Origin of the sequence: Streptomyces sp. DT224, from assembly GCF_049844595.1 — a bacterium.
Lineage (GTDB): Bacteria > Actinomycetota > Actinomycetes > Streptomycetales > Streptomycetaceae > Streptomyces.
Window position 1 is genome coordinate 222,370 of the sequence record NZ_JBNCLI010000002.1, and the last position, 25,788, is coordinate 248,157.

General features: G+C 71.1%; 19 protein-coding genes. 14 read left to right on the plus strand and 5 right to left on the minus strand.

All coding sequences use genetic code 11. The annotated features are described in order from the left end of the window. Positions 1-98 precede the first annotated feature (98 nt). Positions 99-989, plus strand: coding sequence for a LysR family transcriptional regulator (locus ACLQ2N_RS04740; RefSeq protein ID WP_425809327.1), 891 nt, complete (start codon positions 99-101; stop codon positions 987-989). A 32-nt stretch (positions 990-1,021) separates the two neighbouring features. Here the strand turns inward: ACLQ2N_RS04740 and ACLQ2N_RS04745 are convergent, their stop codons facing one another. From ACLQ2N_RS04745 to ACLQ2N_RS04760, 4 genes are all read right to left on the minus strand, one after another. Next, positions 1,022-1,741, minus strand: coding sequence for a class I SAM-dependent methyltransferase (locus ACLQ2N_RS04745; RefSeq protein ID WP_425809329.1), 720 nt, complete (start codon positions 1,739-1,741; stop codon positions 1,022-1,024). 97 nt (positions 1,742-1,838) lie between these two features. Then, entirely contained in the window at positions 1,839-4,280 is a 2,442-nt protein-coding gene (locus ACLQ2N_RS04750; RefSeq protein WP_425809331.1) for a SpoIIE family protein phosphatase, read from the minus strand. A gap of 163 nt (positions 4,281-4,443) precedes the next feature. Next, on the minus strand, positions 4,444-6,906 hold the full coding sequence (locus tag ACLQ2N_RS04755) for an MFS transporter (protein ID WP_425809333.1): 2,463 nt from the start codon (positions 6,904-6,906) through the stop codon (positions 4,444-4,446). Between the two features lie 185 nt (positions 6,907-7,091). After that, positions 7,092-7,535 (minus strand): SRPBCC family protein, encoded by a 444-nt coding sequence (locus ACLQ2N_RS04760; RefSeq protein ID WP_018100341.1) that lies wholly within the window; start codon positions 7,533-7,535, stop codon positions 7,092-7,094. Positions 7,536-7,683: 148 nt separating this feature from the next. On the opposite strand from ACLQ2N_RS04760, the gene ACLQ2N_RS04765 reads away from it, so the two are divergent. Further along, positions 7,684-8,730, plus strand: a complete 1,047-nt coding sequence (locus ACLQ2N_RS04765) for an Rv2578c family radical SAM protein (RefSeq protein WP_425809335.1) — start codon at positions 7,684-7,686, stop codon at positions 8,728-8,730. Between the two features lie 117 nt (positions 8,731-8,847). Further along, a complete protein-coding gene (locus ACLQ2N_RS04770; protein ID WP_425809337.1) occupies positions 8,848-10,431 on the plus strand; it encodes an alpha/beta hydrolase in 1,584 nt (527 codons plus the stop codon). 62 nt (positions 10,432-10,493) lie between these two features. Here ACLQ2N_RS04770 and ACLQ2N_RS04775 read toward each other — a convergent pair whose 3' ends face one another. Then, complete coding sequence (locus tag ACLQ2N_RS04775; RefSeq protein ID WP_425809339.1) at positions 10,494-11,066, minus strand: HEAT repeat domain-containing protein; 573 nt, start codon at positions 11,064-11,066, stop codon at positions 10,494-10,496. A gap of 341 nt (positions 11,067-11,407) precedes the next feature. On the opposite strand from ACLQ2N_RS04775, the gene ACLQ2N_RS04780 reads away from it, so the two are divergent. The 11 genes from ACLQ2N_RS04780 (at position 11,408) to ACLQ2N_RS04830 (ending at position 25,742) form a co-directional block, all read left to right on the plus strand. Next, positions 11,408-13,189: a 3-hydroxyacyl-CoA dehydrogenase family protein gene (locus tag ACLQ2N_RS04780; RefSeq protein ID WP_425809341.1), complete on the plus strand. Its 1,782-nt coding sequence runs from the start codon at positions 11,408-11,410 to the stop codon at positions 13,187-13,189. Between the two features lie 91 nt (positions 13,190-13,280). Beyond that, positions 13,281-14,096, plus strand: coding sequence for a TetR family transcriptional regulator (locus ACLQ2N_RS04785; RefSeq protein ID WP_425809343.1), 816 nt, complete (start codon positions 13,281-13,283; stop codon positions 14,094-14,096). Between the two features lie 54 nt (positions 14,097-14,150). Next, complete coding sequence (locus ACLQ2N_RS04790; RefSeq protein WP_425809345.1) at positions 14,151-14,963, plus strand: GNAT family N-acetyltransferase; 813 nt, start codon at positions 14,151-14,153, stop codon at positions 14,961-14,963. Between the two features lie 387 nt (positions 14,964-15,350). Next, a complete protein-coding gene (ccrA, locus tag ACLQ2N_RS04795) occupies positions 15,351-16,748 on the plus strand; it encodes a crotonyl-CoA carboxylase/reductase (protein ID WP_425809347.1) in 1,398 nt (465 codons plus the stop codon). Between the two features lie 9 nt (positions 16,749-16,757). Then, entirely contained in the window at positions 16,758-18,770 is a 2,013-nt protein-coding gene (locus ACLQ2N_RS04800; protein WP_425809349.1) for a protein meaA, read from the plus strand. Then, positions 18,767-19,732: an HpcH/HpaI aldolase/citrate lyase family protein gene (locus ACLQ2N_RS04805; RefSeq protein ID WP_425809351.1), complete on the plus strand. Its 966-nt coding sequence runs from the start codon at positions 18,767-18,769 to the stop codon at positions 19,730-19,732. Before ACLQ2N_RS04800 ends, ACLQ2N_RS04805 begins: the two co-directional genes overlap by 4 nt. Before the next feature lies 1 nt (position 19,733). After that, positions 19,734-20,267 carry a MaoC family dehydratase gene (locus tag ACLQ2N_RS04810; protein ID WP_425809353.1) on the plus strand — a complete coding sequence of 178 codons (534 nt, stop codon included), beginning with the start codon at positions 19,734-19,736 and terminating at the stop codon, positions 20,265-20,267. Next, entirely contained in the window at positions 20,264-21,469 is a 1,206-nt protein-coding gene (locus ACLQ2N_RS04815) for an acyl-CoA dehydrogenase family protein (protein ID WP_425809355.1), read from the plus strand. Before ACLQ2N_RS04810 ends, ACLQ2N_RS04815 begins: the two co-directional genes overlap by 4 nt. 181 nt (positions 21,470-21,650) lie before the next feature. Next, complete coding sequence (locus ACLQ2N_RS04820) at positions 21,651-22,298, plus strand: phosphatidylserine decarboxylase (protein ID WP_383304889.1); 648 nt, start codon at positions 21,651-21,653, stop codon at positions 22,296-22,298. After that, positions 22,291-23,139 carry a CDP-diacylglycerol--serine O-phosphatidyltransferase gene (pssA, locus tag ACLQ2N_RS04825; RefSeq protein WP_425810205.1) on the plus strand — a complete coding sequence of 283 codons (849 nt, stop codon included), beginning with the start codon at positions 22,291-22,293 and terminating at the stop codon, positions 23,137-23,139. Before ACLQ2N_RS04820 ends, pssA begins: the two co-directional genes overlap by 8 nt. A gap of 233 nt (positions 23,140-23,372) precedes the next feature. Further along, positions 23,373-25,742, plus strand: coding sequence for a discoidin domain-containing protein (locus tag ACLQ2N_RS04830; protein WP_425809357.1), 2,370 nt, complete (start codon positions 23,373-23,375; stop codon positions 25,740-25,742). Positions 25,743-25,788 lie beyond the last annotated feature (46 nt).

The window sequence follows — 25,788 nt, forward strand, 5'->3', positions numbered from 1 at the left end:
TCCGGCCATGACCGGCAGGACACACCAAGGCTGGCTCACTTGGATCCAGTAGTCCAACAGGAGATTCCGCTTGGATTCAGGGCCTAGAGTTCTCAATCATGGAGTTGCGCCAGCTGGAACACTTCGTGGCCGTCGCCGAGGAACGGCACTTCACCCGCGCGGCGGAGCGGGTCGCCGTCTCGCAGTCCGGCCTGTCCGCCTCCGTGCGGGCGCTGGAGCAGGAGCTGCGGACTCCGCTGTTCAGCCGGACGACGCGCAGCGTACGGCTGACCGAGGCGGGGCGCGCCCTGCTGGTCGAGGCGGAGCGCACCCTGGCCGGGGTGCGGGCCGCGAAGGAGGCCGTCGACGCGGTACGGGGGCTGCTGCGCGGGAGTCTGTCGGTGGGCGTGGAGCAGTGCGTGGCCGGGCTGCGGCTGCCCCAGCTGCTCGCCGCCTTCCACCGTGCCCACCCGCACATGGAGATCCGGCTGCGCCAGGAGGGCACGGCGAAGCTGGTGGACGGGGTGGCGGGCGGCCGGCTCGACATCGCGTTCGCCGCGACGGTGGACCCGGACGGCTGGCGCGGGGAGCTGGTCCCGCTGGCCCGGGAGCCCATGGTGCTGCTGTGCGCGCCGGGCCACCGGCTGGCGGCGGCGGACCGGGCGGGCTGGGCGGAGCTGGCCGGTGAGCCGTTCATCGACTTCCACCCGGACTTCGGTCCGCGCCGCGCGGCCGACGCGGCGTTCACGGCGGCCGGGATCCGGCGCACGGTGGCCCTGGAGGTGACCGACGTGCACAGCCTGCTGGAGCTGGTGCACGAGCAGCTGGGCATCGCGCTCGTGCCGCACCACTTCTCCCGCAAGCCCGAGGCACGCGGACTCGTCGCGGTGCGGCCCGAGGGCGCCGGCGAGGCGTACTACGAGAGTGCCGTGGTGCTCCCCGGGGCACGGGCGCTCAGCCCGGGCGCGCGGGCCCTGATGGCGCTGCTCCGGGACGGGGCGGGGAGCTGAGCCGGGGGGCCGCACGCGCGCCCGGCCCGGGGTCAGCCCGCGGCCAGCACGAACCACCTCGCCGGAAGGTCGATCCGGGTGCCGTCGGGGAGGTTCTCGGTCTGCGGCAGGACCGTGTCGCCGCTGTCCAGGACGGTCAGCCCGGCCGCCGCCAGCAGCTCAGGGACCTCCTCGTCGGTGGCGCTCGCCGGTTTCAGCCCGTGGGCGAAGACCCGGCGCAGCTTCGGGCCCGGACCGCCCGGGCCCTGCGCGGCGCGTTGCAGGACGTCCTTGGAGGCGGGGGTCAGTTCGGCGACGAAGGCCCGGCCGCGTGCGCCGAGGAGTGTGGCGACGGCGGCGGCGACGGCCGGGCGGGCCTCGGGGTCGCTCTGGTGGATCACCGCCCGCATGTACACGTTCGTGTCCCCGATGCGCTCGTGCAGGGAGCGCACGGCGTCGGCGTCGGTGAGGTCGAGCCTCTCGTACGCCGCTGTCTCCCCGGGGTCCGCCTTCCGGGCGTGCTCGATCGCCGCGTACGAGAGGTCCACGCCGAGCGCGCGGGGGAAGAGGGTGGCGAGGTGGCGGGTCTGCGTGCCGTTGCCGCAGCCGAGGTCCACGACGGGCAGGGTGACGTCGGCGTGCGGCAGGAGCAGCCGGCTGTGCGGCACGGCGCTCAGATCCGGTCCGGCGTCCCAGATGGCCTCGCCGGGTTCGTCCGACGTGGCCGCCCAGTACCCTTCCCACGCCTCGCGGTATTGCTGTGACACACCCATGCGTACTCCCAAGTCCCGTGGTGCAGGCTCATATTGCTCAGCCAGGGACTACTGCCCAGAGGTTCCCGGGGGCAAGGGTGCGGACGCGACCTCCTTGTCAGTGACGGCGGTGGGACCGGGGGCGTGGGAGGCGGGACAGGGCCTGCTCGAACCAGACGGTCTTGCCGCGCGCGGTACCGCTGGTGCCCCACTCCCTGGCGAGACCGCTCACCACCATGAGGCCCCGGCCGAATTCATCGCTGTCGGTGACGCCGAGGAGCGAGGCGGGGGCCGGCTCGTCGTCGCTGACCTCGCACAGCAGCGCGTCCGTGCGAACCAGCCGGAGGCCGATGTGGTGGGTGCGGCCGTGCTTGAAGGCGTTGGTGACCAGTTCGCTGACCATCAGCTCGGCCGCCTCCACCGCGTCGGGCAGCTCCCAGTCGAGGAGTTGGCCGCGCACGAGGCGGCGGGCCCGGGACACCTCGCGCGGGTCGAGGGCGAGCTGCCACTCGGCGACGTCCTCGTCCGCGATGCCGTTGAGCCGGGCCATCAGCAGGGCGACGTCGTCCTTGCGGCCACCGCCGGTGTTCAGGGCGCGGATGATGGTGTCGCAGGCGTCGTCCATCGAAGCGGCGGGGTGGGCGGCGGAGGCGCAGAGCGCGGCGAGCCCGGCCCCGATGTCCTGACCGCGCACCTCGACCAGCCCGTCCGTGCACAGGACGAGCCGGTCCCCGGGGCGGACCCGCACGGTGGCGGTCTCGAAGGCGACCCCGCCGACACCGATGGGCGCCCCGGTCGGCAGGTCGAGCAGTTCGGCCCGGCCGTCCTCGGCACGGACCAGCACGGGCGGGATGTGACCGGCGTTGGCGATCTGGAGTTCGCCCGCGATCGGGTCGTAGACCGCGTACAGGCAGGTCGCGAGGTACTGCTCGCCGAGGCGCTGGGCCAGGTCGTCCAGGTTGCGCAGGAGCTGGGCGGGCTCCATCTCCATGGTGGCCATGGTCAGCACCGCGGTCCGCAACTGGCCCATCATCGCGGCCGAGTTGAGCCCGTGGCCCATGACGTCGCCGACCACCAGCGCGGTGCGCGAGCCGGGGAGCTTCACCGAATCGAACCAGTCGCCGCCGATCCGCCCGAGCCGGGTGCCCGGCAGATAGCGGGTCGCGATGTCGCAGCCGGCCATGCGGGGCTCGACCTTGGGCAGCATGCTGTCCTGGAGCGTCTCCGCGACGTTCTCCTGGTATGTGTACATGCGGGCGTTGTCCAGGACGAGCCCGGCCCGCGCGGCGAGTTCGGCGCCCGTGGTGCGGTCCATGTCGTCGAAGGGCTCGCGGCCCGGGCGGCGCATCAGGACCATGAAGCCGAGGACCACGTCACGGGCCTTGAGCGGCACGATGAGCAGCGAGCGGTGCGTGATCAGGGGGCGCAGGTCGCGCTTCTCGAACTCGCCGGAGATCCGGTTGCTCAGCTCCTCGCTCACATAGGGCACGATGACGGGCTCGCCGGTGACCATGCACTGGAAGAACGGGGTGTGCTCGGGGAAGGCGATGGCCTCGCCGACGGGCACGGTGTCGTCCCAGCGGCCCGGTTCGTCGTTGTGCTCGACCCAGACGCGGTGCCAGACGGTGGTGACGTCGGGAGGGCCGTCGGGGAAGCCCTCACCGGCGAGGACGGCGGCGCGCAGATGCGTACCGGCGAAGTCGGTGAAGCGGGGGACGGCGGCGCTGGTGACCTCGCGGATGGTGCGTTCCAGGTCGAGGGACGTGCCGATGCGGCCGCTCACCTCGTTGAGGAATTCCAGCCGTTCGCGGACCGCGGCGTACTCGAGGTCCAACTCGGGCCGGGGCACGGCCTGCGGCGGGGCCACCGCCGCCTCCTCGCCGTACCGCTCCTCCCGCACCGACGGCCCTCCGGCACGCTTCGGCACGCCCCAGTCCGGGGTGACGGGGATGCGCTCGTGGTGGCTGAACTCCAGAACCGGGTAGCCGAGTTCGAGGACCTGGGCGACGATCCCGGTCGCCTCCTGGACGCTCATGTTCGGCAGGATCTCGGGCAGCCGGGCGGACAGCTCGGGGTGGCCGGGGAAGTCGGTGTGCAGGGCGAAGCCCGGGGCGACGGTCCGGGCCGGACCGCCCTCGCCCTCCTCCGCGCCGCGCAAATGCGCGCAGTCGGCGGCGAGCACCAGCAGCCGGGCCGGTCCGGGGCCGGCGAGCGGGTAGGCCCACCAGAGCACGTCGATCCGGCCGCGCCCTGGCTCGTCGAGGCGGGCCCGGCCCGAAGCCGGGTAGGGGAAGTCCCCGCTGAGCGAGCTGTCGAGCGCGGGGCCCTCGCCGTACTCCGCGGGTGCGCCGTCCACGCCCAGCACACCGGACACCGGCAGGAGTTCACCGGCGGGGCAGCCGACCGCGTCCTCGCGGGGGATGCCGAAGAGCCTTCTCGCCCCGGTCGACCAGTGCGAGACGAGCCCCTCCGCGTCGACCACGGCCACGGCGAGCGGCACGCGGCCCGCCGTGCCGTCACCCGGCAGTGGTGTCCTCTGCGGCGGCACACCGAGGTCCATGAGGGGAAGGCTCCTTCCTCACCGCGGCATTCCGCGGCGCGTGACTCCACGGTACGGGGATCCGGCCGGCGTCCGCGGGTCATCGGCCGAATCCCCCACGGGGGTGGTGCGCCCCGCGCACTCGGGGCGCACCGGGCGCACCGGCTCGCCGTGCCTGGGGAGTTCAGTCCTCGTGGCCCAGCTGGAGGTCGCGCTCGGTGCGTCCGCCGCCCGCGACCTGGAGGACCGTGGCGACGGGGGGGTAGCCGGCCGCGATCACGGTGTACTCGCCGGTGGACAGGTCCACGAAGCGGAACGCCCCGTCCGGCCCGGTGGTCACGGTGTCCACGACGTTGCCCGCCGCGTCCAGGAGCGTGACCCGGGCGTCCTCGACGGGCCGCCCGGCGGTTGCCCGGACGATCCCGCGCAGTACCGCACCGCCGGCCAGCTCGATGTCCTGCCGGGTCTCGCGGGCCGCCTGCACGCTGACCGGCAGCGCGGCGGGCCGGAAGGCCGGGGCGGAGGCGGCGAGGGTGTACTCGCCGGCGACCAGCTCCGAGATCACGTAGCCGCCCTCGCGGCCGCTGCGCGTGGAGGCGACGACCTCGCCGCGCACGTCGGTCAGCGTGACGGCCGCGTCCCGCACGGGGACCCCGTCCGCCGTGACGACGGTGCCGGCGAGCCGTCCGGCGCCGCCGAGCACCACGTCCAGCTCGACCGGGCGTTCGCCGACGGTGACGCTGACGGCCTGCGGCTGGTGGCCTCCGGCGGCGGCGATCAGGACGTACGAGCCGGCGCCCGGCACGCTGAGGGCGTACCGCCCCTCGTCGCCGCTGGCGCCCCGGCCGACCTGCTGGCCCTGGACGTCGATGAGGGTGAGGGCGGCGCGCGGCACCTTCGTACCGTCGGAGTGCTGGACGGTGCCCGAGACGGGGACGCCGGAGAGGTAGCCGGCGGACGGGCCTGCCGGGTCGGTGCGGGCGGAGGGGATCGGGGTGTATTCGGTGGTGGCTTCGGGTCCTGCGGTGGTTTCGGGGCTGTGGGACACCAGCGGTTTCTCCTTGAGGAAGAAGGCGAAGAACAGGCCGAGCACGAGGACCGGCACGAGGTAGAGGAAGATCCGGGGCATCGCGTCGGCGTACGCCTGGATGTACGCGTCCCGCAGCGCGGGCTCCATCGCGTGGACCAGCTGCGGGCTGATCGACTCCGGGTCGGGAAGGTCCGCCCCGGAGGGCAGCCGGACGGCGAGCGCGTCGGCGAGCCGTCCGGCGAACAGGGTGCCGAAGACGGCGGCGCCGACGCTGCCGCCGATCTGCCGGAAGTAGTTGTTGGCGCTGGTGGCGGTCCCCAGGTCGGCGGGGCGCACCGAGTTCTGCACGGCGAGGACGAGGACCGGCATGATCAGCCCGATCCCGAGACCGAGGACCGCCTGCGCGATGCTGTATTCGAGGCGCGGGGTGTCGGTCTCCAGCCGGGACAGCAGCCACATGCCCACCGCCGAGACCGCGCTTCCCGCGATCGGGTAGACGCGGTAGCGCCCGGTGCGGGAGATGAGCTGGCCCGAGATCACGGAGGCGCCGACGATGCCGCCCATCATGGGGAGCATCAGCAGCCCGGACTCGGTGGCGGTGGCCCCGTCGACCATCTGGAGGAAGGTGGGCAGATAGCTGGCCGCGCCGAACAGCGCCACGCCGACGACGGCGCCGACCAGGGCGGTCACGTTGAAGATCGAGTCGCGGAACAGCCGGAGCGGGATGACGGGTTCGGCGGCGCGGCGCTCCACGAGGAGGAACAGCAGAGTCGTTCCGGCAGCTCCGGCGCCCAGTCCCAGGATGGTGCCCGAACCCCAGGCGTATTCCGTGCCGCCCCAGCTGGTCAGCAGCACCAGGCAGGTGGAGGCGGCGGCGAGGAGGGCGGCGCCCAGGATGTCGAGCCGGGGGCGGACGGTGGGCCGGGGGAGCTTGAGGACGACGGTGATCACGGCGAGGGTGATCAGGCCGAACGGCACGTTGATGTAGAAGCACCAGCGCCAGGAGGCGTGGTCCGTGAAGAAGCCGCCGAGCAGCGGTCCTGCCACCGAGGCGAGACCGAAGGCGGCACCGATGAGGCCCATGAACCGGCCGCGCTCGCGGGGCGGGACCACGTCCGCGATGATCGCCTGCACGCCGATCATCAGGCCGCCGCCGCCGATGCCCTGGAGCGCCCGGAAGGCGATGAGCTGGTCCATGGTGCGGGACCAGCCGGCCAGCGCGGAGCCGACGACGAAGACGACGATGGCGAACTGGAAGACGCTCTTGCGCCCGAAGAGGTCACCGAGCTTGCCGTAGATCGGGAGGCCGATGGTCGAGGCGAGCAGATAGGCGGTGACCGCCCAGGACATCTTCTCCAGGCCGTGCAGCTCGCCGACGATCTTCGGGAGCGCGGTGGCGACGATCATCTGGTCGAGCGCCGCGAGCAGGAGCGTGAGCATCAGCCCGACGAAGACCAGCCGGATGCGGCGGGGGTCCGCCGAGATGCCGTCGGACGTGTCGCCGGCGGCGGTCTCCGGCGCGACGGGGGGCGGCGGGGGCGGGGCGGGCGCGGGCGCCGCCTCGGCGCCCCCCGGGCCGCCCGGCTCGTCGTCCAACAGTGTGATGCCACCCACCACGTGCCGCTCCCCTCGTCGCGCTGCCGCACATTTCTCGCACCATGCGACAAGTGAGGGCAAACGCGACGGGGGGTGCTGACGGCGCACTCAGGGGGCGTATCCCCCGGTCGGAGGCACTACGGCGCACAACCGTCCCGCCGCAAAGACCACCCGAACCGGTGAGGCCGGGCGGTGCCGGCGCAGGGTCAGTTCTCCACCTCGGCGGCGAGGTTCGCCAGCAGCTCGTCGTAGATGCGGGCGAGGCCCTTCGGCGCGAACGTCTTCTCGAAGAAGCCGCCGATGCCCCCGGCACCGTTCCACACGGTCGTGACGACCGCCTTGGACCTGCCCTCGCCGGCGGGGGTGACGGTCCAGGTGGTGACCATCGAGGAGTTCCGGTCCTTCTCCACGAGCTGCCCATCGGTGGGCTCGGTGACCTCCAGGAGGCAGTCGCGCACCCGCTTGCTGGTGGCCTGCAGCTTCCAGTGCACGAGGGTGCCCTCGCCGTCGCCGCCCTCGCGCACCTCGTACTCGCTGTAGTGGGCGGGGAGCACCTTGCCGCGGACGTCCTTGTAGTCGGCCAGCGCGTCGAACACCGCCTCCGCGTCCGCCGCGATGATCCGCTCCGTCGTGGCTTCGACCTGCGCCATGCCTGCTCCTCCAGCACTCGGTTCTTCGGGGTGTGCTGAGCCAATCACCTCGGGTGTCCGGCTCAAAATCCGGGCCGGGACGAAGGGGAAAAAACGATCATGGGAACACGTGTTCTATTCTCGGTCCAGAACTACCGAGGAGGCGTCCATGCGCTGGGACAATCTGGCTGAAGACAACGCCAACCACCCCACGAGCGGTACGGGTGCGCTCTTCGCCGCCGACGCGGTGACCACCCGCACCTTCGACACCCCGGAATTCCGGGGCATCACCTTCCACGAGATCCGGGCCCGCTCGATCGTGAACCGGGTGCCCGGCGCCTCCCGAATGCCGTTCGAGTGGACCGTGAACCCGTACCGGGGCTGCACGCACGCCTGCGTCTACTGCTTCGCCCGCAAGACCCACAGCTATCTCGACCTCGACACCGGGCTCGGCTTCGACTCGCAGATCGTCGTCAAGGTCAACGCCCCGGAGCTGGTCCGCCGCGAGATCGCCTCGCCGCGCTGGCACGGCGCGCACATCGCGATGGGCACCAACGTCGACTGCTACCAGCGGGCGGAGGGCCGCTACCGGCTGATGCCCGGCATCCTGAGCGCCCTGCGCGACCACGCGAACCCCTTCTCGATCCTGACGAAGGGCACGCTGATCCTGCGCGACCTGGAACTGCTGCGGCAGGCCGCCGAGGTCACCGAGGTCGGCGTCTCGGTCTCGGTCGGATTCACCGACCCCGAGCTGTGGCGGACCGTGGAGCCCGGCACGCCCTCGCCCGAGCGCCGCCTCGATGTCGTACGGAGGCTGAGCGAGGCGGGCATCGGCTGCGGGGTGCTGATGGCACCGGTCATCCCGCACCTCGGCGACAGCCCCGAGCAGCTGCGGGAAACCGTCCGCGCGATCGCCGCCGCCGGCGCCACGTCGGTGACCCCGCTCGTCCTGCATCTGCGCCCCGGCGCCCGGGAGTGGTTCATGGAGTGGCTGGGCCACCACCACCCCCATCTCGTACGGCGTTACGAGCGGCTGTACGCGGACGGCGCCTACGCACCGACCTGGTACCAGCGGCGCATCACCCGGTACGTGCACGAGCTGGCGGCCGAGTACGGCATCGGGCCCGCGCACCGGGGGGCGGCCCGCAAACTCCCCCGGCGCGAGCCGCGTCCGCCGCTCGGCGGTTCCGAACCCACCCAGCTGACCCTGCTCTGAGCGGGCGCGCAAACGGGTCATCTCTCACCACAACGGGTCCTTCCGGCGCCGATTGCGGGGAACATGCGGCGGGGGCTGCGTCCCGCGCAGCCGTGTTCCCCCATCCCGGGAGGCCATATGACGAACCGTTCAGTACTGCTGTTCGCCGTCGGGGCGACGGTCGCCGGTCTGGTGACCGCCGCGCCGGCCACGGCGGACACCGCGACCCCGCGTGCCGCACCGCTCGCCTGGAAGGACTGCGGTACGAAGTCCTCCCCGACGCTCCAGTGCGCGACGGTACGCTCGCCGCTCGACCACGACGACCCGGCCGGCCGCCAGGTGACCCTGGCCCTGACGCGCGTGCCGCACACCTCGAAGACCTTCCAGGGCCCGCTGCTGGTGAACCCGGGCGGGCCCGGCGGCAGCGGACTGTCCATGGCCGCCTTCGTCGCCGCCTCGCTGCCGAAGGCGGTCGCCTCGCAGTACGACGTGATCGGTTTCGACCCGCGCGGCGTCGGGAAGAGCCGCCCGGCCCTGGACTGCCTGCCCGGGTACTTCGCCCCGGTCGGGCCCGACCCCGTACCGCAGTCCCTCGGCGGCGAGCGGGTCAACCGCAACCGGGCCCGCGACTTCGCGGCGGCCTGCGGCGAGAAGTACCCGGACCTGCTCCCGTACATGGACACGGTGAGCGCGGCCAAGGACCTGGACCTGATCCGCCGCGCAGCCGGGGCACGGCAGCTCAACTACTTCGGCTACTCCTACGGCACCTACCTCGGGGCGGTCTACGCGAAGCTCTTCCCGGACCGCGTCCGGCGCCTGGTCCTCGACTCGAACGTGGACCCGGAGGGCGTCTGGTACGAGGACAACCTCACCCAGGACTACGCGTTCGACACCCGGCACAAGGCGTTCGCCGCCTGGGTCGCGAAGTACGACGCCACCTACCGTCTGGGCGGTGACCCGGCGGAGGTCGAGGCCGCCTGGTACCGGATGCGGGACGCGGTGAAGAAGCGTCCGGCGGGCAAGAAGGTCGGCGCGGGCGAGCTGGACGACACCTTCCTGCCGGGCGGCTACTACAACGGCTACTGGCCGGTGCTGGCCGAGGCGTTCGCCGCGTACGTCAACGACAAGGACGAGAAGCCGCTCGTCGCGGCGTTCGAACGGTTCGGCGCGGTGGACGCGGAGGGCGACAACGGGTACTCGGTCTACACGGCCGTGCAGTGCCGGGACGCCTCCTGGCCGCGCGACTGGAACACCTGGCGCGGTGACACCTGGCGGGTGCACGCGAAGGCCCCGTTCATGGCCTGGGGCAACACCTGGTACAACGCGCCGTGCGCCGACTGGCCGGTGGAGCCGCTGAACCCGGTGCGGGTGTCCAACCACGCCCTGCCGCCGGCGCTCCTCTTCCAGGCGACGGACGACGCGGCCACCCCGTACGAGGGCGGAGTCACCCTGCACCGCAAGCTGCGCGGCTCCCGTCTGGTGGTCGAGCAGGGCGGCGGCAACCACGGGATCACGCTGAGCGGCAACGCCTGCCTGGACCGCTACCTGACGGACTACCTGGCGAAGGGCACCGTGCCCCGAGCCGGCCGGGGCGCCGCGGACGCGGTCTGCGCGAAGACGCCCGACCCGGAGCCGGAGACCGCCAAGTCGGCGCGCCCGGCGGTACGTCCGGACGCGGACCGGGGCAGCGTGCTGCACGGGCTGCTGGGGTTCCGGGGCTGAACAAGGGGCAACCAGGGTGCCGAGGGGCGCACGCGGAAGGACCGCGTGCGCCCCTTCGCTCATCACACCCCCAGCCGCCCCAGCGCCTCCCGGGCCGCCGCCGCCAGCCGGGGCCGGGGCAGCGCCGCCTCCAGGACCGGGCGGGCGCGGGCGTCCCCCAGGGAGCCCAGGCCCTCCACGCAGGCCAGCGCGACGCGCCAGTGCGGTTCGTCCGGGGTCAGCAGGCCGGACAGGGTCTCGATCAGGGCGGGTACGGATTCCGGGGCCCGGAGCGCGGTGAGCAGGCGGACCGGGTGGAGGGCGTAGGCGGTGCGCAGGGAGTTGGTGGCGAGGGCGGCGGCGGCGCGCGGGGTGCGGGGGTCGGCGAGGCGGGCCAGGGCGTGGGCGGCGCTGACGCAGCGGTCGGGGTCGCGGTGGTTGAGCAGGAGCACCAGGGGCTCGAAGGCACGGGGGTCGCCGGCGCAGCCCAGCCGGAACGCGGCGATCTCGCGCGCCCACAGCGGGCGTTCGTGCTCGACCAGCACCCGGGCCAGTTCCTCGTCGTCCTCGGTGGCGAGCAGGGCGCGGTAGGCCGCCGACTCCCCCGCCTCGTCGGCCAGCCGGTGCGCCAGTGACCGGAACTCCTCGTCATCCATGACCGTCAGCGTAACGACGGGCACGGTGCGTATCGACGGCCCTCGGGAATGTGGTGCGGGCCACAAACGACCGGGGCTGGCGCGCTCGTTACCCACTGGTTAAGCTCAGTTGAGCGGGACATGCTCCCGTCGCTCCGACGGCCTGGTGACGCAGCCGTCCGGAGTGTCGTCGGTTCGGCAGCTGTACGAGACGCGGCCCCGGGACAGGGTCCGTCGTTCCCTTCCGGTCCCGTGCGTGGATCACGCCCGGTGGTCGACCACCACGACAGGCACCTCCCGCGCGCCGTGCGCCGTGTGCGCCGTGCGTTCTCTCAGTCGTCACTCACCCCTGGAGTCCCGTGATGGACACCCCTCTCTCCACCATCGCCGTCGTCGGCCTCGGCACGATGGGCACCGGAATCGCCGAGGTCCTGGCCCGCTCCGGCCGCGAGGTCATCGGCATCGACACCGACGAGGCCGCCGCCCGCCGGGCCGTCGCCTCGCTGCAGGCGTCCACCGCCCGCGCCGTGGAGCGCGGGCGGATCACCGAGGAGGAGCGGCGCGACGCCCTCGCCCGCTTCCGTACGTTCTCCGACCTCCAGGCGGCCGCCGACGCGGAGCTGGTCATCGAGGTCGTGCCGGAGTCGTACGAGATCAAGCAGCAGGTCTTCCGGGAGCTCGACGCGATCGTCTCCCCCGCCACGATCCTCGCGACCGGCACCAACGCCCTGTCGGTGACCCGTCTCGCCGCCGAGTCGCAGCGCCCGGAGCGGGTGCTCGGGCTGCACTTCTTCAACCCGGCGCCGGCGATGAAGCTGGTCGAGGTGGTCTCCTCGGTGCTGACGGCCCCGCCCGCCGTGGAGGCGGTCACCGCGCTGGCCCGGCTGCTGGGCAAGGAGCCGGTGGCCATCGGCGACCGGCCCGGTTTCGTCGCGGACGGCCTGCTGTTCGGCTACCTCAACCAGGCCGCCGCGATGTACGAGGCGAACTACGCCACCCGCGAGGACATCGACGCCGCGATGAAGCTGGGCTGCGGCCTGCCCATGGGTCCGCTGGCGCTGCTGGACCTGATCGGCATCGACACGGCCCGCACGGTCCTGGAGGCGATGTACTCGTCCTCGCACGACCGTCTGCACGCCCCCGCGCCCATCCTGGGCCAGCTCGCCTCCGCCGGTCTGACCGGCCGCAAGGCGGGGCGCGGCTTCTACACCTACGCCGAGCCGGGCAGCCAGACCGTGGTGCCGGACGCGCTGACACCGGCTCCGCGCGGCGAGGCGGCCGCGGGGCGCACCGTGCGGTCGGTGGGCGTCGCGGGCTCCGGGACGATGGCCTCGGGCATCGCGGAGGTCTTCGCCAAGGCGGGTTACGACGTGGTGCTCGCCGCGCGCGGCCAGGAGAAGGCGGACCTCGCCAAGGCGCGGATCGCCACGTCGCTGGACCGGTCGGTCGCCAAGGGGCGGCTGAGCGAGGAGGCCCGGGACGAGGCGCTGGACAGGATCACGGCGGCGGCCTCGCTGGACGCGTTCGCGGAGGTGGACCTGGCCGTGGAGGCGGTCGCCGAGGACCTGCTGGTCAAGCAGGAGCTGTTCGCCACGCTGGACAAGGTGTGCCGGCCGGGCGCGGTGCTGGCCACGACGACCTCCTCGCTGCCGGTCGTGGCGATCGCCCGGGCCACCGGGCGGCCCGAGGACGTCGTCGGGATGCACTTCTTCAACCCGGCGCCCGCGATGAGGCTGGTCGAGGTCGTGCGGACGGTGCTCACCGCCGACGATGTGCACGCCACGGTCCACGAGGTGTGCCGCACGGTCCGCAAGCACCCGGTGGACTGCGGGGACCGGGCGGGCTTCATCGTGAACGCGCTGCTGTTCCCGTACCTCAACAACGCCATCAAGATGGTCGAGGAGCACTACGCGTCCCTCGATGACATCGACGCCGCGATGAGGCTCGGCGGCGGCTACCCGATGGGCCCGTTCGAGCTGCTGGACGTGGTCGGGCTCGATGTCTCGCTGGCCATCGAGAAGGTGCTCCACAACGAGTTCCGCGACCCGGGCCTGGCGCCCGCCCCGCTCCTGGAGCACCTGGTGGCCGCGGGCTGCCTCGGCCGCAAGACGGGGCGCGGATTCCGCGAGTATGCCCGGCGCTGACGCGGGCGCCGGCTGGGGAGGGCTGCTCGGGCCTCCGGGCGGCCCGCCCCCGCAGGCGCGCTCTCCCGCCCCCATGCAGTACGTTCACACCATGTCCCAGCCCGCCAGGTCCACCCGTGTGTCCGCCGCGCCCGACGTCCCGGAGAGTGCCGCAGGCACCCGTGCCGCCGCGCAGCGGCTCAAAATGCGCCGCGAGCTGGCCGCCGCGGCGATGGAACTCTTCGCGACGAAGGGATACGAGGCGACCACGGTCGATGAGATCGCGGGCGCGGCGGGCGTGGCCCGGCGGACCTTCTTCCGCCACTTCCGTTCCAAGGAAGAGGCGATCTTCCCGGACCACGACGACACCCTCGTACGGGCCGAGGCGGTTCTCAACGCGGCCCCCGCGCACGAGCACCCGCTCGACACGGTGTGCCGGGGCATCAAGGAGGTCATGCGGATGTACGCGGCCAAGCCCGCCGTCTCCGTGGCCCGTTACAAGCTGACCCGCGAGGTGCCGACCCTGCGCCAGGCGGAGATCGCCTCGGTGGCCCGCTACGAGCGGCTGTTCACGCGTTATCTGCTGGGCCACTTCGATGAGCGCGACCACCACCCCGGCAACGACGACCCGTTGCTGGCCGAGGTCGCCGCGTCCGCCGTCGTCACCGCGCACAACCATGTGCTGCGCCGCTGGCTGCGGGCGGACGGGCAGGGCGATGTGGAGGCGCAACTCGACCAGGCGTTCGCCATCGTGCGCGACACCTTCGGCACGGGCATCGGCGCGGGCCGCACGGCGGGCACCGAGCCCGCGAAGCCGCCGGCCGCGTCCGTGGAGACCCAGGGCGAGGTGCTGGTCGCGGTGGCGCGTACGGACGCGCCGCTGGACGAAGTCATGCGGACGATCCAGCAGGCCCTCAAGGAGCGCTGAGCCGCCCCGGGAAACCCTGTTGCCGAGGCGGGTCCCCGATGCTGGGGTGTGCGCATGAACGATCAAGTGACATCCGGCCCGGCCCGCCTCCTCGCCCATTTCGACCGGGTGATGCGCGAGCAGGCCCGCCCCGAGTCCCCCGGTGTCCGCGTGGAACGCGCCGGTGACGTCGTACGGCAGGTGGGCGTCGCGCACGCCTGGAACGGGGTGGTGTGGTCCGCGCCGGACCTGGACGCCGCCCGGGCGGACGCGGCGGTCGCGGAGCAGGTGGCGCACTGCGAGCGGACGGGCTGCGAGGAGTTCGAGTGGAAGCTCTACGGCCACGACCGGCCCGCCGACCTGGGGGCACGGCTGCTGGCGGCCGGGTTCGAGGCCGAGGAGCCGGAGACCCTGCTCGTGGCGCGGGTGGCCGAGCTGGCCACGGAGGTGCGGCTGCCGCAGGGCGTCCGGCTGGAAGAGGTGCGGGACGAGGCGGGCGCGGAGCTGATGGCGCGCGCCAATGAACGGGCCTTCGGCCGGGACGGGTCATGGCTGCGCCGACTGGTCCTGGACCGGCTCCGGGAGGACCCGGAGCATTTCGTGGCGCTGGTGGCCATGGCGGGCGACGAGCCGGTCAGCTCCGCCCGGATGGAGTTGTACCCGGGCACGGGGTTCGCGGGGCTGTGGGGGGGTGGCACGGACCCCGCCTGGCGCGGGCGGGGCGTCTACCGGGCGCTGGTGGCCTTCCGGGCGGGCGTGGCGGCGGAGCGGGGCTACGACCACCTCCAGGTCGACGCCACCGAGGACAGCCGTCCGATCCTGGAGCGGCTCGGCTTCACGGCACTGACCACCACGACTCCGTACGTCTACCGCCCCACGCGCACCTGACCATCTATACCGGGGCGAACCAGCGCATACCGCTGCCCGTGTTGCTCATGCGTGGGCGGCGGCTGACAATTGAGGGAAATTACTGGCACCGAGTGCCTTGTCAGCTGTCACGCAGTGCCATACGTTGAAGGCATCCGGGCGGCCGGCGTGCTGGCAACTCACGTACGCCGGCTGTCCCCGCAAGCCACGTGCCTGCGCGCCCGGGCGCCTGCGTCACCAGGCAACCCTTCTGCTCCACAGAGCAAGCAGCCGAGCACCACCCGCCGAACCGACGGCACACCTCCAGACCGTCCCCCTGTTCTCAGGGCCCCTCAGCGTTCCCTCAACGCCCTCCCCAAGCTCTCGGCTTCGCGTGAGCGGGGGAGACCCCATCCGCCGGAGGCACCCGTGAAGGAAATCCTGGACGCGATCCAGTCGCAGACCGAAGCGAAGGGCGGTTCCGCCGCGCCCACCGCCGCCGACTTCGCGGCGCTGCCGATCCCCGAGTCGTACCGCGCGGTCACCGTCCACAAGGACGAGGCCGAGATGTTCGCCGGGGTCGACAGCCGCGACAAGGACCCGCGCACGTCGCTCCACGTGGAGGACGTGCCGGTGCCGGAACTCGGTCCGGGCGAGGCCCTGGTCGCGGTCATGGCCAGCTCGGTGAACTACAACTCCGTCTGGACCTCGATCTTCGAACCGGTCTCCACCTTCGGCTTCCTGGAGCGCTACGGCCGGGTCAGCGAGCTCACCAGGCGCCACGACCTGCCGTACCACGTCATCGGTTCCGACCTGGCGGGCGTCGTCCTGCGCACCGGCCCCGGCGTCAACGCCTGGAAGCCCGGTGACGAGGTCGTCGCGCACTGCCTCTCCGTCGAACTGGAGTCCTCGGACGGCCACAACGACACGATGCTCGACCCGGAGCAGCGGATCTGGGGCTTCGAGACCAACTTCGGCGGTCTCGCCGAGATCGCGCTCGTCAAGTCGAACCAGCTGATGCCGAAACCCGGTCACCTCAGCTGGGAGGAGGCCGCGGCTCCCGGGCTCGTCAACTCCACCGCGTACCGCCAGCTCGTCTCGCGCAACGGCGCCGGCATGAAGCAGGGCGACAACGTGCTGATCTGGGGCGCCAGCGGCGGACTCGGCTCCTACGCCACGCAGTTCGCGCTGGCCGGCGGCGCCAATCCGATCTGTGTCGTCTCCAGCGAGCAGAAGGCGGAGATCTGCCGGAAGATGGGCGCCGAGGCGATCATCGACCGCAACGCCGAGGGCTACAGGTTCTGGCAGGACGAGCAGAACCAGGACCCGCGCGAGTGGAAGCGGTTCGGCAAGCGCATCCGTGAACTGACCGGCGGCGAGGACGTCGACATCGTCTTCGAGCACCCCGGCCGCGAGACGTTCGGCGCGAGCGTCTACGTGACCCGCAAGGGCGGCACCATCGTCACCTGTGCCTCGACCTCGGGCTACAACCACGAGTACGACAACCGCTACCTGTGGATGTCGCTCAAGCGCATCATCGGCTCCCACTTCGCCAACTACCGCGAAGCGTGGGAGGCCAACCGCCTGATCGCCAAGGGCAAGATCCACCCCACGCTCTCCAAGGTCTACTCGCTGGACGAGACCGGCCAGGCCGCCCACGACGTGCACCGCAACGCCCACCAGGGCAAGGTCGGCGTCCTGGCGCTGGCCCCGCGCGAGGGCATGGGCGTGCGCGACGAGGAGATGCGCGAGAAGCACCTGGACGCCATCAACCTGTTCCGTGACGCGTCAGCGGAGCGGACCATCCAGCCCAGCCGGAACGTCTGAGGCCCAGAGATGACCGAACGTCAGAAGGACCGCCCCTGGCTCATGCGGACGTACGCGGGCCACTCCACGGCCGAGGCGTCCAACGAGCTCTACCGGCGCAACCTCGCCAAGGGCCAGACGGGTCTGTCGGTCGCCTTCGACCTGCCGACCCAGACCGGTTACGACCCCGACCACGTCCTGGCGCGCGGCGAGGTCGGCCGGGTCGGTGTGCCCGTGTCGCACCTCGGTGACATGCGCCGGCTCTTCCAGGACATCCCCCTGGAGCAGATGAACACCTCCATGACGATCAACGCCACCGCCATGTGGCTGCTGGCGCTCTACCAGGTCGTCGCGGAGGAGCAGGGCGCCGACCCCGGCAAGCTCCAGGGCACCACGCAGAACGACATCGTCAAGGAGTACCTGTCGCGCGGGACGCACGTCTTCCCGCCCGGGCCCTCGCTGCGGCTGACCACCGACATGATCACGTACACGGTCAACCGCATCCCCAAGTGGAACCCGATCAACATCTGCAGCTACCACCTCCAGGAGGCGGGGGCCACCCCGGTCCAGGAGATCGCGTACGCGATGTCGACGGCCATCGCCGTCCTCGACGCCGTACGCGACTCCGGGCAGGTGCCCGAGGAGAAGTTCGGGGCCGTCGTCGCGCGGATCTCGTTCTTCGTGAACGCGGGCGTCCGCTTCATCGAGGAGATGTGCAAGATGCGCGCCTTCGGCCGCATCTGGGACCGGGTCACCCGCGAGCGCTACGGCATCACCGACGCCAAGCAGCGCCGCTTCCGCTACGGCGTCCAGGTCAACTCCCTCGGCCTGACCGAGGCGCAGCCGGAGAACAACGTCCAGCGCATCGTGCTCGAAATGCTGGCCGTGACCCTCTCCAAGGACGCCCGGGCCCGCGCGGTCCAGCTGCCCGCCTGGAACGAGGCGCTGGGACTCCCCCGGCCCTGGGACCAGCAGTGGTCGCTGCGCATCCAGCAGGTCCTGGCGCACGAGAGCGACCTGCTGGAGTACGAGGACATCTTCGCCGGTTCGCACGTCATCGAGGCCAAGGTGGACGAGCTGGTCGCCGACTCACTGGCCGAGATGGACCGGATCGAGCAGATGGGCGGCGCCATGGCCGCCGTCGAGTCCGGCTACCTCAAGTCCGAGCTGGTCTCCTCGCACGCGGAGCGGCGGGCCCGCATCGAGGCCGGCGACGAGAAGATCGTCGGCGTCAACGTCTACGAGACGACCGAGCCCAACCCGCTCACCGCCGACCTCGACGCGGCGATCATGACGGTCGACCCGGCGAACGAGGCCAAGGTCGTCGCCGCGCTCCACGAGTGGCGCGACAACCGCGACGAGCCCCGGGCCACCGAGGCGCTGGCCGCGCTGAAGAAGGCCGCCGCCGGCACGGAGAACCTGATGGAGGCGACCGTCGAGTGCGCCCGTGCCGGGGTCACCACCGGCGAGTGGTCCTGGGCGCTGCGCGACGTGTTCGGCGAGTTCCGGGCGCCGACCGGGGTGTCGTCCGCCCCGGTCGCGGTCACCGCCGAGGAGGGCTCGCCGCTCGCCCTCGTACGCGGGAAGACCGCGCGGACCGCCGAGGACCTGGGCGTCGGGCGGCTGCGGCTGCTGGTCGGCAAGCCCGGCCTGGACGGGCACTCCAACGGCGCCGAGCAGATCGCGGTGCGGGCCAGGGACGCCGGCTTCGAGGTCGTCTACCAGGGCATCCGTCTGACGCCCGAACAGATCGTCTCGGCGGCCGTCGCCGAGGACGTGCACTGCGTCGGCCTGTCCATCCTGTCCGGCTCGCACGCCGAGCTGGTGCCGGACGTGCTGGCCCGGCTGCGCCGCACCGGGGCCGGCGACATCCCGGTCATCGCCGGCGGCATCATTCCCCCGGCCGACGCCGAGGCCCTGATCAGGGCGGGTGTGGCCGCCGTGTTCACCCCGAAGGACTTCGGCATCACGGAGATCATCGGCCGTATCGTCGACGAGATCCGGAAAGCGAACCAGCTCGACCCTCTGGAGGTCCCCGCATGACCACCCCCGTCAACCGACTGCGCCCGCGCCGCTCCTGCCTGGCCGTGCCCGGCTCGAACCCGCGTTTCCTTGAGAAGGCCCAGGGCCTCCCCGCCGACCAGGTGTTCCTGGACCTGGAGGACGCCTGCGCGCCGCTCGCCAAGGAGGGCGCCCGCCATCACATCGTCGATGCCCTGAACAACGGCGACTGGACGGGCAAGACCCGGGTGGTCCGCGTCAACGACTGGACGACGCACTGGACGTACCGCGACGTCATCACGGTCGTCGAGGGCGCCGGGCCGAACCTGGACTGCATCATGCTCCCGAAGGTGCAGGACGCCCAGCAGGTCGTCGCCCTGGACCTGCTGCTGACCCAGATCGAGAAGACCATGGGCTTCGAGGTCGGCCGCATCGGCATCGAGGCGCAGATCGAGAACGCCAAGGGCCTCGTCAACATCGACGAGATCGGCGCCGCCTCGCCCCGCCTGGAGACGCTGATCTTCGGCCCGGCCGACTTCATGGCGTCGATCAACATGAAGACCCTGGTCGTCGGCCAGCAGCCGCCCGGCTACCCGGCGGACGCGTACCACTACATCCTGATGCGCATCCTGATGGCGGCCCGGACGCACGACCTCCAGGCGATCGACGGCCCCTTCCTGCAGATCCGCGACGTGGACGCCTACCGCGAGGTGGCGGGCCGGGCGGCGGCGCTCGGCTTCGACGGCAAGTGGGTGCTGCACCCCGGCCAGGTCGACGTGGCGAACGAGGTGTTCTCGCCCTCGCAGGAGGACTACGACCATGCCGAGCTGATCCTGGACGCCTACGACTGGTGCACCTCCGAGGAGGGCGGCAAGAAGGGCTCGGCGATGCTCGGAGACGAGATGATCGACGAGGCCAGCCGCAAGATGGCCCTGGTCATCGCGGGCAAGGGCCGGGCGGCCGGCATGCAGCGCACCTCCAAGTTCGAAGCGCCGGAGGTCTGACATGCAGTTCGGGCGCACTTACGAGGAATTCGAGATCGGTGCGGTCTACAAGCACTGGCCCGGAAAGACCGTCACCGAATACGACGACCACCTCTTCTGCCTGCTGACCATGAATCATCACCCGCTGCACATGGACAGCAACTATGCGGAGAGCACGACCGATTTCGGAAAGAACGTCGTCGTCGGCAACTACATCTACTCGCTGCTCCTCGGCATGTCGGTGCCGGACGTCTCCGGAAAGGCCATCGCCAACCTGGAGATCGAGTCGCTGAAGCACGTGGCGCCGACCTTCCACGGCGACACGGTCTACGGCGAGACGACGGTCCTGGCCAAGACGCCGTCGCGGTCCAAGAGCGACCGCGGAATCGTCTACGTGGAGACCAAGGGCTACAAGCAGGACGGCACGCTCGTCTGCGTGTTCCGCCGCAAGGTCATGGTCCCCACCGAGACGTACATCAAGGAGCGGGGCGGGGAACAGCCCGGCCGCCCGGAGCTCAGTCAGCCTTCGCAGAAGAACGTGGAGAAGCAGTCATGACGCGACTCGCCCAGACGGCCGGGCTCACCGAGGTCCAGCAGGAGATCCTTTCGACGGTCAGGGGCTTTGTCGACAAGGAGATCATTCCGGTCGCGACGCAGCTGGAGCATCGCGACGAGTACCCCACCGAGATCGTCGAGGGGCTCAAGGAACTCGGCCTGTTCGGGCTGATGATCCCCGAGGAGTACGGCGGTCTGGGCGAGTCACTGCTCACGTACGCGCTGTGCGTGGAGGAGATCGCCCGGGGCTGGATGAGCGTGTCGGGCATCATCAACACGCACTTCATCGTGGCGTACATGCTCAAGCAGCACGGTACGCAGGAGCAGAAGGACACCTTCCTGCCGCGCATGGCGCTGGGCGAGGTGCGGGGCGCGTTCTCGATGTCGGAGCCGGCGCTCGGCTCGGACGTCTCGGCGATCAGCTCGAAGGGCGTCAGGGACGGCGAGGAATACGTCCTGAACGGCCAGAAGATGTGGTTGACGAACGGCGGTACGGCGTCGCTCGTCGCCGTCCTGTGCCGGAGTGACGAAGGACACCCCGAGGGCACCGCGCCGCACAAGTCGATGACGACGTTCCTGGTGGAGAAGGAGCCGGGCTTCGGCGAGGTCCGGCCCGGGCTCACGATCCCCGGAAAGATCGACAAGATGGGTTACAAGGGGGTCGATACCACCGAGCTCATCATGGACGGACTGCGAATTCCGGCCAATCGGGTGCTGGGGGGCGTCACCGGCCGAGGGTTTTACCAAATGATGGACGGAGTCGAGGTCGGCCGGGTCAATGTGGCCGCCCGTGGCTGCGGCGTCGCGCAGCGTGCTTTCGAACTGGGCGTTTCCTACGCACAGCAGCGCCAGACCTTCGGAAAGCCCATCGCGCAGCACCAGGCGATCCAGTTCAAGCTGGCCGAAATGGCCACCAAAGTCGAGGCCGCCCATGCGATGATGGTAAACGCGGCACGCAAAAAGGACTCCGGGGAGCGAAACGACCTGGAGGCAGGGATGGCGAAGTACCTCGCCTCCGAGTACTGCAAGGAAGTCGTCGAGGACGCCTTCCGTATCCACGGCGGCTACGGCTTCTCCAAGGAGTACGAGATCGAGCGCCTCTACCGCGAGGCGCCGATGCTGCTGATCGGTGAAGGTACCGCCGAGATCCAGAAAATGATCATCGGGCGCCGGCTCCTCGAGGAGTACCGTTTCCAGGGTTGATTGTCCCTTTCGCGGCGATTTGGCCGCGAAGAAGATCACACCCTGTCATCCTCAACCGGTGCCTTCCAGACGTCCGACTCGGCTGCTGGCTTGCCCAGTTGCGGCCAGCAACCGATAACATCGCCGGAAAAGCCGCCGTCCCCCGTTGCCAGCGCGGCTCAATCCGCTACGAAGGTCATCCATGCCCGACAGCCATACCTCTGCCTCACGCGGCCGGGTCCGCATCGCACGCGGAGCTTCGCCGTGGCTCCTGCCGACCGTCGCCACCGCCGCCCTCAGCCTGACCCGCGCCCGCCGGTCCGGTCGCTGGGCGGCCGTGGCCGTGCCCACCACCGCGCTCGCGGCGGGCATGCTCTGGTTCTTCCGGGACCCGGAGCGCGAGATCACCCGGGGGCGCGTCATCTCACCGGCCGACGGAGTGGTGCAGAGCATCATGCCGTGGAAGGACGGGCGCACCCGCGTCGCGATCTTCATGAGCCCGCTGAACGTCCACGTCAACCGCGCGCCGCTGGCCGGCACGGTGACCTCGGTGGAGCACGTGCCCGGTGGCTTCGTGCCGGCGTTCAACAAGGAGAGCGAGAACAACGAGCGCGTTGTCTGGCACTTCGACACCGAACTGGGTGACATCGAGATGGTGCAGATCGCCGGCGCGGTCGCCCGGCGCATCGTCCCCTACATCCCGCAGGGCACGAAGGTGGAGCAGGGTGAGCGCATCGGGCTGATCCGCTTCGGCTCCCGCGTCGACATCTACCTCCCGGAAGGTGTGGACGTCGCGGTCGAGGTCGGCCAGACCACCACCGCGGGGGTGACTCGCATTGACCGTGATTGATCCCGAGACACAGGCCGGCTGGGTCCCGGAGGCCGAGGCGGAGGACGACGCCGACGACATGCCGCTCTCGCTGCGGCTCTCGATAGCGGACACCCTCACCCTCGGTAACGCCACGTGCGGGTTCATGGCGGTGTACTTCACCACCACGGGCATCCTGATCCCGCACCTCACGGGCAGCGACGAGAGCGGCATGGCGCGGCACTCCGCGGCCACCGCCGTGATCCTCATGCTCATGGCAGCGATCTTCGACCTGTTCGACGGGCTCGTGGCCCGCAAGCTGCGTTCCTCACCGATGGGTGCCGAGCTGGACAACCTCTCGGACCTCATCAGCTTCGGGCTCGCCCCGGCGTACTTCGTCCTCGTGTACGGCATGGTCGCGGACGACGCACACCAGCGGGTCTCGGCGCTCGCGGCGATCGTGGTGCTGCTCGCGGTGGTGCTCAGACTCGCGCGGTTCTCGTGCGTGACCTTGAAGGACGGCATGTTCCAGGGCATGCCGAGTCCCTTCGGAGCGCTCACGGTCATCTCGATCGTGCTCCTGGAGCTGCCCTTCGTCCCGACGCTGCTCGCGATCATCGGGGTGGCGTGGCTGATGGTCAGCCGGGTCGAGTACCCGAAGCCGCGGGGCGTCCTCGCGGTGGCGATGCTGGGTTGGATCGTGGCGGCGATGGGGCTTCTGGCGGCCTGGGCGCTGGACGCCCCCGGCGGTCAGCTGCTCCTCCAGACCGGCTGCGCGCTCCAGGTGGTCCTGGGGGCGGTCATCCCGCTCTTCGCGACCGCCCGCCGGGTGAACACCTTCCGCGGCAACCGTCGCGAGGCGCGTGCGGCGCAGCTGCCGTAGCGGACTGCACGAACGACACGAGGGCCCGGATGCCGGAAGGCATCCGGGCCCTCGTGCGTGTCCCGGCGCTTCCCCCTCAAGCCCCCGCACAGCGCACATCCTTCCCATGACAGCGTCGATTATTTGAGCTTGCACGACGAATTCTTGCGCAGCACCGTGGACTTCCTTGCGGCGATGCTCCTAGCCTGTGGGACGTCCGAAGAGCCCCCACGAGCCGCAAGGACGACTTCGACGTGACTTCCCCACCCCGCAGGCCGCTGCTCAGGCGGTCCGTATCCGCTTCCCTCTCGCTGGCACTCGCCGCGTTCGGCACCGCCGCCGCCGTGGTGCTGACCGGCGCACCGGCCGCCCAGGCGGCCGGTATCCCCGCCCCCTCGCCGCTCGCCGTTCCCGGCCGCGGCGCGACCGTCCCGTTCACGGAGCAGGAGGCCGAGTACGCGGCCACCAACGGCACCCTGATCGGCCCGAACCGCCTCTACGGCACGCTGCCCTCCGAGGCGTCGGGCCGGCAGGCGATGACCCTGGACGCGGTCGGTGAGTACGTGGAGTTCACGCTCACCGCCCCCGCCGACGCGATGTCCTTCCGGTACTCGCTGCCGGACAACGCCGCCGGGACGGGCCGGGACGCCTCGATCGACGTACGCGTGAACGGGGCCTCGCCCAAGGCGGTGCCGGTGACCTCCAGGTACGGCTGGTACTACGGGGGGTATCCGTTCAACAACAACCCGGGCGACACCAACCCGCACCACTTCTACGACGAGGCCCGGACCATGTTCGGGTCGACGCTGCCGGCCGGTACGAAGGTCCGGCTCCAGGTGTCGTCCACCGCCGCCTCACCGTCGTTCACCATCGACCTGGCGGACTTCGAGCAGGTGGGCGCGCCCATCGCCAAGCCCTCCGGCGCGCTGGACGTCGTCTCCGACTTCGGGGCCGACCCGACCGGGGCCGCCGACTCCACCGCCAGGATCCAGGCGGCCGTGGACGCGGGCCGGGCGCAGGGCAAGGAGGTGTACATACCGCGAGGCACGTTCCAGGTCCGCGACCACATCATCGTGGACAAGGTGACCCTCCGCGGCGCCGGGCCCTGGTACTCGGTGCTGACCGGGCGCGACCCCGCCAACCGGAGCAAGGCCGTCGGCGTCTACGGCAAGTACGCCGGTGACGGCGGCAGCAGCAACGTCACGCTGAAGGACTTCGCCATCATCGGTGACATCCGGGAGCGGGTGGACAACGACCAGGTGAACGCCATCGGCGGGGCGATGTCCCACTCGACCGTCGACAACGTCTGGATGCAGCACACCAAGTGCGGTGCCTGGATGGACGGCCCGATGGACGACTTCACCATCAAGAACAGCCGCATCCTGGACCAGACCGCCGACGGGGTGAACTTCCACTACGGCGTCACCAACTCGACGGTCACCAACACCTTCGTCCGCAACACCGGTGACGACGGGCTCGCCATGTGGGCGGAGAACGTCCCGAACGTGAAGAACAAGTTCACGTTCAACACGGTGATCCTGCCGATCCTGGCCAACAACATCGTCACGTACGGCGGCAAGGACATCACCCTGTCCGACAACGTCATGGCGGACACCATCACCAACGGCGGCGGCCTGCACATCGCCAACCGCTACCCCGGCGTCAACTCCGGGCAGGGAACGGCCGTCTCGGGCACCACCACGGCTGCCCGCAACACCCTGATCCGGACCGGGAACAGCGACTACAACTGGAACTTCGGGGTCGGCGCGATCTGGTTCAGCGGGCTCAACGAACCGATCAACGGCAACATCGACATCACCGACAGCGAAGTCCTGGACAGCTCCTACGCCGCGATCCACCTCATCGAGGGGGCGTCCAACGGGCTGCACTTCAAGAACATCAGGATCGACGGCGCCGGCACCTACGCGCTCCAGATCCAGGCACCCGGCACGGCCACCTTCGACAACGTCACGGCGACGCACATCGCGCAGTCGAACCCGATCCACAACTGCGTCGGCAGCGGCTTCCGGATCACCCGGGGCTCCGGGAACTCCGGCTGGTACGCCGACCCGCCGGCCTGCACCGGCGTCTGGCCCGCCCCGGTGTGGACGAACGGCGGCGTCCCGGGCGGCGGCACCGACCCGACCGACCCGCCGACCGATCCCACGGACCCGCCGACCGACCCGACCGACCCGCCCGAGGAGACCGGTAACCTCGCCCAGGGCCGCCCGGTCACCGAGTCCGGCCACGCCGACGTGTACGGCGCGTCCCACGCGGTCGACGGCGACGCGAACACGTACTGGGAGAGCACCAACCACGCCTTCCCGCAGACCATCACCGTGGACCTCGGGGCGGCCAAGTCCGTCAAACGGCTCGTCCTGAAGCTGCCGCCGTCGTCCGCCTGGGCGACCCGCACCCAGACCCTGAGCGTGTCGGGCAGCACGGACAACACCACGTACAACTCCCTGAAGGGTTCGGCGGGTTACACCTTCAACCCGTCGAGCGGCAACCAGGCGGAGGTCACCCTGCCGGGCACATCGGCCCGCTATCTGCGGCTGACGTTCACCGCCAACACCGGCTGGCCGGCCGCGCAGCTCTCGGAACTGGAGGCATACACCGGCTGACCGGCCGGAGGGACACCGGCGGGGGGGGGGCGCCCGGCGGGGGCCC

Coding starts and splice junctions, on each gene's coding strand:
- ACLQ2N_RS04740 (WP_425809327.1), top strand. CDS start 99: ATGGAGTTGCGCCAGCTGGAACACTTCGTGGCCGTCGCCGAGGAACGG.
- ACLQ2N_RS04745 (WP_425809329.1), bottom strand. CDS start 1,741: ATGGGTGTGTCACAGCAATACCGCGAGGCGTGGGAAGGGTACTGGGCG.
- ACLQ2N_RS04750 (WP_425809331.1), bottom strand. CDS start 4,280: ATGGACCTCGGTGTGCCGCCGCAGAGGACACCACTGCCGGGTGACGGC.
- ACLQ2N_RS04760 (WP_018100341.1), bottom strand. CDS start 7,535: ATGGCGCAGGTCGAAGCCACGACGGAGCGGATCATCGCGGCGGACGCG.
- ACLQ2N_RS04765 (WP_425809335.1), top strand. CDS start 7,684: ATGCGCTGGGACAATCTGGCTGAAGACAACGCCAACCACCCCACGAGC.
- ACLQ2N_RS04770 (WP_425809337.1), top strand. CDS start 8,848: ATGACGAACCGTTCAGTACTGCTGTTCGCCGTCGGGGCGACGGTCGCC.
- ACLQ2N_RS04775 (WP_425809339.1), bottom strand. CDS start 11,066: ATGGATGACGAGGAGTTCCGGTCACTGGCGCACCGGCTGGCCGACGAG.
- ACLQ2N_RS04780 (WP_425809341.1), top strand. CDS start 11,408: ATGGACACCCCTCTCTCCACCATCGCCGTCGTCGGCCTCGGCACGATG.
- ACLQ2N_RS04785 (WP_425809343.1), top strand. CDS start 13,281: ATGTCCCAGCCCGCCAGGTCCACCCGTGTGTCCGCCGCGCCCGACGTC.
- ACLQ2N_RS04790 (WP_425809345.1), top strand. CDS start 14,151: ATGAACGATCAAGTGACATCCGGCCCGGCCCGCCTCCTCGCCCATTTC.
- ACLQ2N_RS04800 (WP_425809349.1), top strand. CDS start 16,758: ATGACCGAACGTCAGAAGGACCGCCCCTGGCTCATGCGGACGTACGCG.
- ACLQ2N_RS04805 (WP_425809351.1), top strand. CDS start 18,767: ATGACCACCCCCGTCAACCGACTGCGCCCGCGCCGCTCCTGCCTGGCC.
- ACLQ2N_RS04810 (WP_425809353.1), top strand. CDS start 19,734: ATGCAGTTCGGGCGCACTTACGAGGAATTCGAGATCGGTGCGGTCTAC.
- ACLQ2N_RS04815 (WP_425809355.1), top strand. CDS start 20,264: ATGACGCGACTCGCCCAGACGGCCGGGCTCACCGAGGTCCAGCAGGAG.
- ACLQ2N_RS04820 (WP_383304889.1), top strand. CDS start 21,651: ATGCCCGACAGCCATACCTCTGCCTCACGCGGCCGGGTCCGCATCGCA.